Source organism: Paracoccus binzhouensis, from assembly GCF_016446475.1.
GTDB lineage: Bacteria > Pseudomonadota > Alphaproteobacteria > Rhodobacterales > Rhodobacteraceae > Paracoccus > Paracoccus binzhouensis.
The window spans coordinates 1-13,162 of sequence record NZ_JAEHFP010000116.1 but is presented as its reverse complement, the minus strand read 5'-3'; the positions used below and the strand labels follow the sequence as shown (position 1 = coordinate 13,162).

General features: G+C 66.4%; 8 protein-coding genes, 1 tRNA gene and 1 pseudogene. 6 read left to right on the top strand and 4 right to left on the bottom strand.

The annotated features are described in order from the left end of the window. A pseudogene (locus tag I9P22_RS19825) lies at nucleotides 1-1,053 on the bottom strand (hypothetical protein); the annotation flags it as partial. Nucleotides 1,054-1,249: 196 nt separating this feature from the next. Here I9P22_RS19825 and I9P22_RS19820 point away from each other — a divergent pair. Beyond that, nucleotides 1,250-2,095: an SIMPL domain-containing protein gene (locus I9P22_RS19820; protein WP_199261377.1), complete on the top strand. Its 846-nt coding sequence runs from the start codon at nucleotides 1,250-1,252 to the stop codon at nucleotides 2,093-2,095. Between the two features lie 41 nt (nucleotides 2,096-2,136). Here the strand turns inward: I9P22_RS19820 and I9P22_RS19815 are convergent, their stop codons facing one another. The 3 genes from I9P22_RS19815 to metH form a co-directional block, all read right to left on the bottom strand. Continuing rightward, complete coding sequence (locus tag I9P22_RS19815) at nucleotides 2,137-3,423, bottom strand: O-acetylhomoserine aminocarboxypropyltransferase/cysteine synthase family protein (protein ID WP_199261375.1); 1,287 nt, start codon at nucleotides 3,421-3,423, stop codon at nucleotides 2,137-2,139. A gap of 281 nt (nucleotides 3,424-3,704) precedes the next feature. Then, nucleotides 3,705-3,791, bottom strand: a tRNA-Leu gene (locus I9P22_RS19810). Nucleotides 3,792-3,869: 78 nt separating this feature from the next. Continuing rightward, nucleotides 3,870-7,631: a methionine synthase gene (gene metH / locus I9P22_RS19805; protein WP_199261373.1), complete on the bottom strand. Its 3,762-nt coding sequence runs from the start codon at nucleotides 7,629-7,631 to the stop codon at nucleotides 3,870-3,872. 225 nt (nucleotides 7,632-7,856) lie between these two features. Between metH and lipB the strand changes: the two genes are divergently transcribed. From lipB to I9P22_RS19780, 5 genes are all read left to right on the top strand, one after another. Continuing rightward, nucleotides 7,857-8,513, top strand: coding sequence for a lipoyl(octanoyl) transferase LipB (lipB, locus tag I9P22_RS19800; protein WP_199261371.1), 657 nt, complete (start codon nucleotides 7,857-7,859; stop codon nucleotides 8,511-8,513). Nucleotides 8,514-8,658: 145 nt separating this feature from the next. Further along, nucleotides 8,659-9,174: a c-type cytochrome gene (locus I9P22_RS19795; protein ID WP_199261368.1), complete on the top strand. Its 516-nt coding sequence runs from the start codon at nucleotides 8,659-8,661 to the stop codon at nucleotides 9,172-9,174. Between the two features lie 171 nt (nucleotides 9,175-9,345). Further along, a complete protein-coding gene (ctaD, locus tag I9P22_RS19790) occupies nucleotides 9,346-11,022 on the top strand; it encodes a cytochrome c oxidase subunit I (protein ID WP_199261366.1) in 1,677 nt (558 codons plus the stop codon). 3 nt (nucleotides 11,023-11,025) lie between these two features. Then, nucleotides 11,026-11,517, top strand: a complete 492-nt coding sequence (locus I9P22_RS19785) for a DUF2244 domain-containing protein (protein WP_199261364.1) — start codon at nucleotides 11,026-11,028, stop codon at nucleotides 11,515-11,517. 309 nt (nucleotides 11,518-11,826) lie between these two features. Next, nucleotides 11,827-13,095 carry a calcium-binding protein gene (locus I9P22_RS19780; protein WP_199261362.1) on the top strand — a complete coding sequence of 423 codons (1,269 nt, stop codon included), beginning with the start codon at nucleotides 11,827-11,829 and terminating at the stop codon, nucleotides 13,093-13,095. Nucleotides 13,096-13,162 lie beyond the last annotated feature (67 nt).

The following is a 13,162-nucleotide window of genomic DNA, read 5'->3' as shown; positions in this document are numbered from 1 at the left end:
CGGGATCTCGGCATGGATCTCGGCCGGGATCTCGGTCGAGGCAGCCGGCGCGGCGGTCGCGGCCGGGGCTGCGGTGGCTTCCCCGGGCTCGGCGGGGGGGGCCGCCGCCCTCGCACTCTCGGCTTCGCCGTCGGCCATGGCGGCCTCGGCGGCGGGTTCGGCGTCAGGCTCGGCGGGCGTTTCCGGGGGCGCCTCGGCGTTCTCGCCGGCCGATGTCTCGGAATCCGCCTCGGATCCGGAAGGCTGGCCTTCAGCAGCGGCCGCTTCCAGCTGCGCGCTCGCCGCCTCGGCCGCGGTTTCCGGCTGCGCGGCCGGTTCCGCGGCTTCGGGCTTCGCCGCCGCCGCCCCTGCTGCCCCTGCCGCCTCGGCCGCATTGCCGCCAAGGTCCAGGTCCGGCGCCGCCGGCGGCTGTTCGGCCTCGGCCGGCTCGTCCTCGATCAGCAGCTCAGCCGCGGTCACGCCGGCCTGGGCCAGGTCGACGGCGGGGCGCAGCCGCGGCTGCGGCGGATCCAGCACGAAGACCGGCTCGCCCGGATAGGTCTCGGCCTCGGGGGCGGCGCAGTAGCCCTGCCCCGCGAAACCGTATTGCGCGGCGAAATCGCGGGCCTCGCGCAGGGTCTGGCGGGCCACGGCGGCGACGCGCACGCTGTCGCCGTCACCTTCCCAGTCGAAGGCCAGGTCCTCGATGGCATAGGGGGTCAGCCCGTCCAGCGCCCTGCCCACCGCCCGCTCGCGGTCGGCGCCGGGGGCCACGGTCAGCGTGGTGTAAAGGATCTGGTCGTCGGGAATGATCAGCGTCACCGGCAGCGCCGCATCGGCCTCGGAGCCGGAATCGGCCAGGCCGGCCATGGCGCGCAGCCGGGCGAATTCCTCGCGGAAGCGGGGGGAGTCGAAATCCACCGAGCCCAGATGCCGCCATGCCGGCGGCCGGCCCGCCGCCTGCCCGTCCTGCGTCCCGTCCCGGCCTCCCTCGGGCGCCCTGTCGCGCCGTTGAAGATGCACCGCATCCTCGCTGAAGGAGAGGGCGTATTCGGTAGCGGAATCAAGCGACATGAACGGGCTTGCCTTGCGGTTCCTTGCGCCGGGGCGCGTCTTTACAATGGATCATCCCGGACTAACCCAGAACGCTTGCCGTGAAAAGCCGAACACCGGATTGTGAGGCATCCGAAACCGGTTTTCCCGCGTTTCCCGGGCTCGCAAGACAACCGCGCGGCGGAACCATCCCCGACGCGCCAAGGAGAGACCCCCGATGCCCCAATTCCGACCCCTGCTGACCGCGGCGACGCTGATCGTGCTGGGCGCCAGCCCGCTGCTGGCCCAGGCCCCCGCCCCGGACGCCCCGCCCTCGCCGCCGCCCATGGGACATCATGTCATGAAGCATCACGGACCCGTCGCCAAGCTGACCGTCACCGGCCAGGGCCAGGCCTGGGCCCAGCCCGACATGGCGACGATCACCCTGGGCGTCAGCACCCGCGCCGCCACCGCCGCTGAGGCGATGACGCAGAACGCCGAACAGCAGGCCAAGGTCATCGAGACCCTGAAGGCCGAGGGCATCGAGGCGCGCGACATCCAGACCTCGGGACTGAACCTGTCGCCGGTGATGGACTACCAGGACGGCCAGCCGCCGAAGCTGACCGGCTACGGCGCGCAGAACAGCGTCACCGTGCGGGTGCGCGACATCGCGGGTCTCGGCGCGGTGCTGGACAAGCTGGTCGCCTCGGGCGCCAACGAAATCAGCGGCATCGCGTTTTCGCGCGAGGACATGGCCGAGGCCGAGGACAAGGCCCGCAGCGAGGCGGTGGCCGATGCGCGCCGCCGCGCCGAGGTGATGGCCGAGGCGGCCGGGATGCGGCTCGGCCGGCTGATCTCGCTTTCCGAAGCGCAGGGCGGCGGCGGGCCGCGTCCGATGATGGCGATGCGCGCCGAGGTGGCCGGCGCCGCCGATACGCCGATCGAGGCAGGCGAACTGGCAGTGACCGCCCATGTCACCGCCGTCTTCGCCATGCGCCCGGCGGATGCGCTGGAAGATGGCGGACCGGAAGGGACCGAGCCGCCGGCACCCGAAGGCGGGGCCGGGGAAGTCCCGGCGAATTGACGGGCAAGGGGGCGGCGGGGCGACTCGCCGCCCGTTCCGTCTCAGCCGGTGGCGGCGGCCAGCGCCTGGTCGAGATCGGCGATGATGTCGGCCGCGTCCTCGATGCCGATCGACAGCCGCACCACGTCCGGGCCGGCCCCGGCGGCGATCTTCTGCTCATCCGTCAGCTGGCTGTGCGTGGTCGAGGCGGAATGAATCACCAGCGAGCGCGAGTCGCCCAGATTCGCCACGTGGCTGAACAGCTTCAGATTGTCGACCAGCTTCACCGCCGCGTCATAGCCGCCCTTGATGGCAAAGGTGAACAGCGCCCCCGCCCCCTTGGGATAGACCCGCCGCGCCGTCGCGTTCCAGGGCGACGACGCCAGCCCCGCATAGGTGACCGAGGTCACGCGCGGGTCATTCTCCAGCCATTCCGCGACCTCGAGCGCATTCTCGACATGGCGGGCCATGCGCAGGCCCAGCGTCTCGATGCCCATCAGCGTGTAATGCGCGGCCTGCGGATTCATGGTCATGCCCAGGTCGCGCAGCCCGATGGCGATGCCGTGGAAGGTATAGGCCAGCGCGCCGAAGGTCTCGTGGAACCTCAGCCCGTGATAGGCGGGCTCGGGTTCCGACAGGCTGGGGAACTTGCCCGAGGCCGACCAGTCGAACCTGCCCGAATCCACGATCACGCCGCCGGTCACCGTGCCGTTGCCGGTCATGTATTTGGTCAGGCTGTGCACGGCCAGGGTGGCGCCCATCTCGATGGGCTTGCACAGGAAGGGCGTGGCCAGGGTGTTGTCGACGATCAGCGGCAGGCCGGCCTCGTCCGCAATCTTCGCCACCGCCGGGATGTCGGTGACATAGCCGCCGGGATTGCTGATCGATTCGCAGAAGATGGCGCGGGTGTCGTCGTCGATGGCGGCGCGCAGCGCCTCGAGATCGTCCAGGTCGACGAATTTCGCGCTCCAGCCGAAGCGCTTGATGGTCTGGCTGAACTGGGTGATGGTGCCGCCGTAAAGCCGGGTCGAGGCGATGATGTTGCGCCCCGGCCCCATCAGCGGGAACAGCGCCATGATCTGCGCCGCATGGCCCGAGGAACAGCAGACCGCGCCGGCCCCGCCTTCGAGCCCGGCCACGCGGGCCTGCAGCGCCGCGACGGTCGGGTTGGTCAGGCGGGAATAGATATAGCCGACCTCCTGCAGACCGAAGAGCCGCGCGGCATGGGCAGCGTCCTTGAAGACGAAGGCGGTGGTCTGATAGATCGGCACCTGCCGCGCCCCGGTCGCCGGGTCGGGCGCGGCCCCGGCATGGATGGCGGTGGTGTCGAAACCCCAATTCTCGGACATGGCAACTCTCCCCTGGTTCGGGGCAGAGACTAGGCGCAAGTGGCCCGGAAAGGGAACAGCAAAGCAGCGGGCCCGGCGCAGAAAGAACAGCGACCTTGCGCCGCAACCCCTTGGGAAAAGACGATTCCCTTTTTCGCCGGCCGCGGCGGGATCTTTCACGCCCGCGCCGGCCGGACGGGTCGCCGACGGGCCGAATGCGCAAGGGCGCCGCCATGGCCCGGCCGAAAGCCGGTCGGCACCGGATGGCCGGCCAAGGGAACCGCCTGATTTTCGGGAAGAAATGGTGCGGTCGAGAAGACTCGAACTTCCACTCCGGTTAGGGAACAGCGACCTCAACGCTGCGCGTCTACCAATTCCGCCACGACCGCACGTCCGTAGGCCCGCGTCTCATAGACGCTTGCACGGCGGATGAAAAGGGCATTTTTTCGCCCGCCGCGGGTTTCTTTTCACTCGGCCGCGACCGCCGCCTGCGGGGTGTAGTTCAGGACCGGCGCCAGCCAGCGCTCGGCCTCGCGCACCGACATGCCCTTGCGCTCGGCATAATCCAGCACCTGGTCGTGCTCGACCTTGGCGACGCCGAAATAATAGGCCTCGGGATGGCCGATATAGAGGCCCGAGACCGAGGCGCCGGGCCACATCGCCATCGACTCGGTCAGCTCGACCCCGGTCGCCGCGGTGGCGTCCAGCAAGCGGAACAGCGTCACCTTCTCGGTATGGTCGGGCTGGGCGGGATAGCCGGGCGCCGGGCGGATGCCCTTGTAGGGCTCGGCGATCAGCTCCTCGGGGGTGAAGCTCTCGTCGGCATAGCCCCAGTAGTGCCTGCGCACCCGCTCGTGCATCATCTCGGCCAGCGCCTCGGCGAAGCGGTCGGCCAGCGCCTGCACCAGGATGGCCGAGAAATCGTCATGCGCGGCCTTGAACCGCTCGGCGATCTGCTGCTCCTCGCCGCCGGCCGTGACCACGAAGCCGCCGACATAGTCGCGGGTGCCCTCGGGAGCGACGAAATCGGCCAGCGCCACGTTCGGGCGGCCGTCGCGCTTGGCGACCTGCTGGCGCAGGGTGTGCAGGGTCGCCAGCGTCTCGCCGCGATCCTCGCCGGTGAACAGCCGGATGTCGTCGCCGGCCCGGTTCGCCGGCCAGAAGCCGATCACCGCGCGCGGCCTGAACCATTGCTCGTCGATGATGCGCTTCAGCATCGCCTGCGCGTCGGCAAACAGTTGCCGCGCCACCTCGCCCTGCTTCTCGTCCTGAAGGATGCGCGGATAGACGCCCTTCAGCTCCCAGGTCTGGAAGAACGGCGTCCAGTCGATATAGCGGGCGATCTCGGCCAGGTCGAAATCCTCGATCACGCGCGCGCCCAGGAACTGCGGCGCTTTGGCCTGATAGCCCGCCCAGTCGATCCTGACCGCATTGTCGCGGGCGGCGGCCAGCGGCAGGCGCTTCTTGTCGGCCTCGGCCCTGGCATGCTTGTTGGCCACGTCCATGTATTCGCTGCGGATGGTCTCGACATAGGCGTTCTTCTGGCCCGAGAGCAGGCTGCCCACCACGCCCACCGCGCGGCTGGCGTCGGTGACATAGACCGCCTGACCGCGGGCATAGCGCGGATGGATCTTGACCGCCGTATGCACGCGGCTCGTGGTCGCCCCACCGATCAGCAGCGGAATGTCGAAACCCTCGCGCTCCATCTCGCTCGCGACATGCACCATCTCGTCCAGCGACGGGGTGATGAGGCCGGACAGGCCGATAATGTCCACCTTCTCGGCCTTGGCGGTCTCCAGGATCCTGGTCGCGGGCACCATCACGCCCAGGTCGATGATCTCGTAATTGTTGCAGGCCAGCACGACGCCGACGATGTTCTTGCCGATGTCGTGGACATCGCCCTTGACCGTCGCCATCAGCACCTTGCCGGCGCTGGAGGAACCGCCTGCGCCGCCCGCCGCAGCCTTCTCGGCCTCCATGTAGGGCAGCAGATGCGCCACCGCCTGCTTCATCACGCGCGCCGATTTTACCACCTGCGGCAGGAACATCTTGCCCGAGCCGAACAGGTCGCCCACGACGTTCATCCCCGCCATCAGCGGGCCCTCGATCACATGCAGCGGGCGCTCGGCCTTCAGCCGCGCCTCCTCGGTATCCTCGTCGATATATTCGGTGATGCCGTTGACCAGCGCATGCTCCAGCCGCTTCTCGACCGGCCATGTCCGCCAGGTCAGGTCCTTTTCGCGCGCCTTGGCGCCGCCTTCGCCGCGGAACCGCTCGGCGATCTCCAGCATGTTCTCGGTCGCGGTGCCGCCGGCCTTGGGCTTGCGGTTCAGCACCACGTCCTCGCAGGCCTCGCGCAGGTCCGGGTCGATCTGGTCATAGACCGCCAACTGCCCGGCATTGACGATGCCCATGTCCATCCCCGCCTGGATGGCGTGATAGAGGAACACGGCATGCATCGCCTCGCGCACCGGCTCGTTGCCGCGGAAGCTGAAGGACAGGTTCGAGACGCCGCCCGAGACATGCACATGCGGCAGGGCCTGGGTGATGCGCCGGGTCGCACCGATGAAGTCGAGCCCGTAATTGTCGTGTTCCTCGATGCCCGTCGCCACAGCGAAGATGTTCGGGTCGAAGATGATGTCCTCGGGCGGGAAACCGACCGTGTTCACCAGCAGATCATAGGCGCGCGCGCAGATCTCGACCTTGCGGTTCTCTGTATCGGCCTGGCCGGTCTCGTCGAAGGCCATCACCACCACGGCCGCGCCGTAGCGCCGGCAAAGCCGGGCCTGGGCCAGGAAGCTCGCCTCGCCCTCCTTGAGGCTGATCGAGTTCACGATGGCCTTGCCCTGCACGCATTTCAGCCCGGCCTCGATCACCTCCCATTTCGAGCTGTCGACCATCACCGGCACGCGGGCGATGTCCGGCTCGGCGGCGATCAGGTTCAGGTAGTCGATCATCGCCTGCTTCGAATCGATCAGCCCCTCGTCCATGTTGACGTCGATGATCTGGGCGCCGTTCTCGACCTGGTCGCGGGCCACGTCCAGCGCCGCGGCGTAATCGCCATTGGTGATCAGCTTGCGGAACCTGGCCGAGCCGGTGACGTTGGTGCGCTCGCCCACGTTGACGAAGGGAATGTCGTCGGTCTTGACGAAGGGCTCCAGCCCCGACAGGCACAGGCGCGGCTCGATCTGGGGGATCGCGCGCGGCGGCAGGTCGGCCACGGCGCGGGCGATCGCGGCGATATGCTCGGGGGTCGAGCCGCAGCAGCCGCCGACCACGTTCACCAGCCCCTCGCGGGCGAATTCGGCAACCTGTGCGGCCATCTCCTCGGGCGATTCGTCGTACTGGCCCATCTCGTTCGGCAGGCCGGCATTGGGATAGGCGCAGATCAGCGTATCCGCGACCGAGGAAAGCTCGGCCAGGTGCGGGCGCATGGCGGCGGCGCCCAGCGCGCAGTTCAAGCCCACGGTGATCGGCGCGGCATGGCGCATGGAATACCAGAAGGCGGTCGGGGTCTGGCCCGACAGCGTGCGCCCGGACAGGTCGGTGATGGTGCCCGAGATCATCACCGGCAGGCTCTGGCCCTTCTCCTCGAACACCTCCTCGCAGGCGAAGATCGCGGCCTTGGCGTTCAGCGTGTCGAAGATGGTCTCGATCAGGATCAGGTCGGCGCCGCCGTCGACCAGCCCGCGCAGCTGCTCGGCATAGGCGATGCGCAGGTCGTCGAAGGTGACGGCGCGATAGCCGGGATTGTTCACGTCCGGGCTGATGGATGCTGTGCGGTTGGTCGGCCCCAGCGCGCCGGCGACCCAGCGCGGCCGGCCGTCCTCGGCGGTGGCGCGGTCCAGCGCCCGGCGCGCGATGCGGGCGCCGTGGAGGTTCAGGTCATAGACCGCTGATTCCATGCCGTAATCGGCCTGGGCGATGGTGGTCGAGGAAAAGGTGTTGGTCTCGACGATATCGGCGCCCGCCCTGGCATAGCGGTAATGGATCTCCTCGATCGCCTTGGGCTGGGTCAGGTTCAACAGGTCATTGTTGCCCTGCTGCGGATGCTCGCCCGGCGCGGGCGGGTGGCAGCCGCAGGCGCAGCCGGCGCCATGGCCGGCAAAATCCGCCTCCTTCAGGCCCAGCTGCTGGATCTGCGTCCCCATCGCGCCGTCGAGGATCAGGATACGGTCGCGCGCAGCCGCGCGCAGGGCGTCGAAGACGGGGGAAAGGGGCAAGGTCATGGTTCGGTCCGCGCGTTGCATCGAAAAGGCTGTATAGCCGCAGACAGGCATTTAGTGAAATTCAACATCCGCACAATGATCTTGCACCAGATTCATGATCTCGGGCCACGCTGCTTTCTCCGTTTCACAAATACCCTCGGGGGTCCGGGGGCGGACAGCCCCCGGCGCGACCGCACCACCTGCACCGCCCTTGCGCCCTCCACGCTCCGGGACTATCTGCCGGCCATGACCGAATGGATCACCGCCCCCGGACTGACCGACTATGCCGAAGCCGTCGCCTTCATGGAGGCGCGCGCCGCCGCCATCGCCGAGGGCCGGGCCGAGGAGCTGATCTGGCTGGTCGAGCATCCGCCGCTCTACACCGCCGGCACCTCGGCCAGGGCCGCCGACCTGCTCGAGGCGCGCTTTCCGGTGCACGAGACCGGCCGCGGCGGGCAATATACCTATCACGGTCCCGGCCAGCGCGTCGTCTATGTCATGTTGGACCTGAACCGCCGCGGCCGTGACGTGCGCGCTTTCGTCAAGGCGCTCGAATCCTGGGTCATCGACGCCCTGGCCGAGTTCAACCTGAAGGGCGAGATCCGCGACGGCCGGGTCGGCGTCTGGATCGCCCGGCCCGACAAGGCGCCGCTGTTCGACGGCACCATGCGCGAGGACAAGATCGCCGCCATCGGCGTCAAGCTGCGCAAATGGGTCAGCTTCCACGGCATCGCCATCAATGTCGAGCCGGAGCTGGACCATTACGCCGGCATCGTGCCCTGCGGCATCCAGGGGCACGGCGTCACCAGCCTGGTGGACATGGGCCTGCCGGTCGGCATGGCCGATCTGGACGACGCGCTGCGCCGCTGTTTCGCGCGGAACTTCCCGCCGCCGGCCGGCTGATTTTCGCCCCGCGGCATATTCACCCTCTCGCGATATGCGACCTTTTGCCGGTGTTCGCCGGGCTTGACGCATGTTAGCCCTTGGCGGCGGAGGAGGACGCGCAGGTCCTCTCAGCCAGCCACAAGCAAGATCCAGAGGACATGCGATGAAGACCAGCATCTACGCCACTCTCGCCGCCATCACTCTCGCCCTGCCCGCCGCCGCCCAGGGGGCAGGCGACCCCGCCAAGGGCGAGAAGGAGTTCAGGAAATGCAAGGCCTGCCACATGATCCAGGCGCCGGACGGCACGGATGTGGTCAAGGGCGGCAAGACCGGGCCGAACCTCTACGGAGTGGTCGGGCGCAAGGCTGGCACCGAGGAAGGCTTCAAGTATTCCGATGCGCTGATCAAGCTGGGCGAGGCCGGCGAGGTCTGGACCACCGAGGATCTGGAGCATTACATCACCAACCCGAACAAATATGTCGAGGAGAAGGTCGGCGACAAGTCGCTGAAGACCAAGATGACCTTCAAGCTGGCCAAGAACCAGGCCGACGTGGTGGCCTTCCTGGCCCAGCACTCGCCCGAGGCCGTCCCCGCCGATACGGCCCCCGCCCCCGCCGATGCGGCCTCCGGCGATGCCGCTGCCGCCGCCCCGACCGCCGAGGCGCCGGCCGCGAACTGAGCCTCTGTCGCGCCGCGGCAACATTCCCGCCCCCGGCAGGCGCAAAGCGGGCGGGGGCGGCGGATTTGGCCCCTGTGGCGGATTGCCTCGGGCCATGGTCCTGTTCTAGAACCGAAAGCGAGTCCGCTGGCCCTTCGAGGCCGGCCAGCCGCATTCTGAGGGAGTCCACGCATGGCAGACGCAGCCGTTCACGGCCACGGTGACCATCATGACACCCGCGGGTTCTTCACCCGCTGGTTCATGTCAACAAACCACAAGGATATCGGTATCCTTTACCTGTTCACGGCCGGCATCGTCGGCCTGATCTCGGTCTGCTTTACCGTCTACATGCGGATGGAACTGCAGCATCCCGGCGTGCAGTTCATGTGCCTGGAAGGGGCGCGGCTGATCGCCGACGCCTCGGCCGAATGCACCCCGAACGGACATCTGTGGAACGTGATGATCACCTATCACGGCGTGCTGATGATGTTCTTCGTGGTCATCCCGGCGCTGTTCGGCGGCTTCGGCAACTACTTCATGCCGCTGCATATCGGCGCCCCGGACATGGCCTTCCCGCGGCTGAACAACCTTTCCTACTGGATGTATGTCTGCGGCGTGGCGCTGGGCATCGCCTCGCTGCTGGCGCCGGGCGGCTCGGACCAGGCGGGCTCGGGCGTGGGCTGGGTGCTCTACCCGCCGCTCTCGACCACCGAGTCCGGCTATTCGATGGACCTGGCGATCTTTGCCGTGCACGTCTCGGGCGCCAGCTCGATCCTGGGCGCCATCAACATCATCACCACCTTCCTGAACATGCGCGCCCCCGGCATGACGCTGTTCAAGGTGCCGCTGTTTGCCTGGTCGGTCTTCATCACCGCCTGGCTGATCCTGCTGTCGCTGCCGGTTCTGGCCGGCGCCATCACCATGCTGCTGATGGACCGCAACTTCGGCACCCATTTCTTCGACCCGGCCGGCGGCGGCGACCCGGTGCTGTACCAGCACATCCTGTGGTTCTTCGGCCACCCCGAGGTCTATATCATCATCCTGCCCGGCTTCGGCATCATCAGCCACGTCATCTCGACCTTCGCCAGGAAGCCGATCTTCGGCTACCTGCCGATGGTGCTGGCCATGGCCGCCATCGGCATCCTGGGCTTCGTGGTCTGGGCGCACCACATGTATACGGCCGGCATGTCGCTGACCCAGCAGGCCTATTTCATGCTGGCGACCATGACCATCGCTGTGCCGACCGGCATCAAGGTCTTCTCGTGGATCGCCACCATGTGGGGCGGCTCGATCGAGTTCAAGACGCCGATGCTCTGGGCCTTCGGCTTCCTGTTCCTGTTCACCGTCGGCGGCGTGACCGGCGTGGTGCTGAGCCAGGCGCCGCTGGACCGGGTCTATCACGACACCTATTACGTCGTGGCGCATTTCCACTATGTGATGTCGCTGGGCGCGGTCTTCGGCATCTTCGCCGGGGTCTATTACTGGATCGGCAAGATGTCGGGCCGGCAATATCCGGAATGGGCGGGCAAGCTGCATTTCTGGATGATGTTCATCGGCTCGAACCTGATCTTCTTCCCGCAGCATTTCCTGGGCCGCCAGGGCATGCCGCGCCGCTACATCGACTATCCGGTGGAATTCGCCTACTGGAACAACATCTCGTCGATCGGCGCCTATATCAGCTTCGCATCCTTCCTGCTGTTCATCGGCATCGTGTTCTACACGCTCTTCGCCGGCAAGCGCGTCAACGTGCCGAACTACTGGAACGAGCACGCCGACACGCTGGAATGGACCCTGCCCTCGCCGCCGCCGGAGCACACCTTCGAGACGCTGCCCAAGCGCGAGGACTGGGACCACGCCCACGCGCATTGAGCGATGCCCTGGCAATGGCATGACGCGGCCCCGGAGCAATCCGGGGCCGTTTTCCGTCTGGAGATCCGCCCGCATCGCGCCCTGCCGCGGCGCGGCTTTGCCTGGGTGATCGGGCTGACGGCGGGCTTCCTGGCGCTGCCGCTGATCGCGGTGCTGGGCACAGCGGTGCTGTGGGGATTGCTGCCCTTTGCCGCGCTGGCGGTCTGGGGGCTGTGGGCGGCGATCCGGCACAGCTATCGGGTGCCGCAGGAGGTGATGCATCTGTCGCACGACCGGCTCGAGCTGGTGCGCAGCGACCCGGGCCGCGCCGACCGCATCTGGCGGACCAACCCCTATTGGGTCCGGGCGGTGCTTCGCGCGAATGGCCCGGTCGAGGATTACCTGGTGCTGACCGACGGCCGGCGCGAAGTCGAGCTGGGCGCCTTCCTGGCCCCCGAAGAGCGGGTGGCGCTGCGGGATGATCTGGTGCGGCGGCTGGGGGCGTTGCGGGGGTAGCTGGCTGCGGACGCAGGGCGCGCAACGGTCTTGGCAATCTTCTGTTCAAAGAACGCCTGTGACCGGCGTACACCGAGCGTACACTGCGGATGCACCGGCGGTGCACCTCGAAATCGCGAGCACGGCGTTCGGAAACCTGTCCAAATCGCCAGCTACTGCGGCAATCCGGGACAGGGTAAGGCGCCCAGGTAACTTATAGTTATCCTAGGTTGATCATGCTCGATACTGGCCCTCTGAGACAGTCCCATATGTAGCTTGCATTAGAGATCGGCGTAACTCTATGAACCTAAAGACACGTGTTCCAGGAGTATGACCTTGATTATCCGCAATGATACGGTATGGCGCGCCGGTGAAGTCATCGATTTGAACGAACCTGTTCAGATCGCCGCTGGAGCCACGCTTACGATTGAAGAAGGAGCGGTTGTCCGGGGAGGCAGCATTCAGGTCTTCGGAACGCTGTCGGTCGAAGGGACGCAGCAAAATCAGGTGACGTTCGACAACGTGAGGCTTACCTTCGGGAGCGAGCACAGAACCCCGGCAAGATTGGAAATGGCATTTACGAACTGGGCCGGCGGTGAGTTTCTACCTGCCACGGGCAATGCCAGTTACGGTTCCTTTTCCGTAACAGACAGCACGTTCAACGGCACGCAGGGCTTTTACATCTGGTACCCTACATCCGAAAGCAACTTCACCCGAAATCTGTTTGTCGGTTCATCGCCTCTAAGCATCGGAACAGGCCATGACAGCTCGCTGACCGTAGAAGCGAACAGCTTCGTCAATATTGCCGGACCCATGGAGGTTTGGGCGGCCTACGGCGAACCCGTGATCATTCGATACAACACCTTTTCGGTCCCCAACGGTGCTATTGCGGTAGAGATATCGGCCCCTGCAATCGCCGACGAGAACTATTGGGGCACTGTGCACCGGCCGACAATCAACAGCCTGATTCTGGACGCGAATGACGATCTGAATCGAGGCCACGTTCTTTCTATTGCCAATCCCTTGGCCACGCCCTACCCAGGTGCACCCTCCGTCAGCCTCTATGTAAGGGGGACTGTCGGAAACGATGTCGTCGCGGGCATGAGCATGGGCGATCAGCTTTGGGGATTTGCCGGCAATGATGCGTTGAATGGATTGGGCGGCGCTGACACGTTGAACGGCGGCAGGGGTGCCGACACCATGACCGGTGGGGTGGGTAATGACACCTATATCGTCGACGATGCCGGTGACATCGTGAATGAGGTGCAGAACGCCGGAAACGATACTGTCCACGCAACCATCTCTTATGTCTTAGGCGGCAACCTAGAAAATCTGATCCTTACCGGTGCCGCAGCGAGCAATGGTTCGGGCAATACCTTGGCCAACCATATCCAGGGTAATGCGGCAGACAATCTCCTGAACGGCAATGCCGGCAATGACACGCTGATTGGCGGTGCCGGGAATGATCGGTTGCTGGGTGGCATAGGAGTCGATTCCATGGCGGGTGGGACTGGAAACGACTTTTACCAAGTTATCGAGGCCTCGGATCTGGTGGTGGAGGTCGGTAATCAAGGCAATGACCCCACATTCTCCAAGTAAGTCGCTGATTTCGCTGTCGTAATCGTGATATTTCGCATATAAATCATGGCGTTGACGGCTGCGAGGG

Bases quoted from the DNA above. Each gene is read 5' to 3' on its own strand.
- I9P22_RS19820 (WP_199261377.1), top strand. From the start codon at position 1,250: ATGCCCCAATTCCGACCCCTGCTGACCGCGGCGACGCTGATCGTGCTG.
- I9P22_RS19815 (WP_199261375.1), bottom strand. From the start codon at position 3,423: ATGTCCGAGAATTGGGGTTTCGACACCACCGCCATCCATGCCGGGGCC.
- metH (WP_199261373.1), bottom strand. From the start codon at position 7,631: ATGACCTTGCCCCTTTCCCCCGTCTTCGACGCCCTGCGCGCGGCTGCG.
- lipB (WP_199261371.1), top strand. From the start codon at position 7,857: ATGACCGAATGGATCACCGCCCCCGGACTGACCGACTATGCCGAAGCC.
- I9P22_RS19795 (WP_199261368.1), top strand. From the start codon at position 8,659: ATGAAGACCAGCATCTACGCCACTCTCGCCGCCATCACTCTCGCCCTG.
- ctaD (WP_199261366.1), top strand. From the start codon at position 9,346: ATGGCAGACGCAGCCGTTCACGGCCACGGTGACCATCATGACACCCGC.
- I9P22_RS19785 (WP_199261364.1), top strand. From the start codon at position 11,026: ATGCCCTGGCAATGGCATGACGCGGCCCCGGAGCAATCCGGGGCCGTT.
- I9P22_RS19780 (WP_199261362.1), top strand. From the start codon at position 11,827: ATGACCTTGATTATCCGCAATGATACGGTATGGCGCGCCGGTGAAGTC.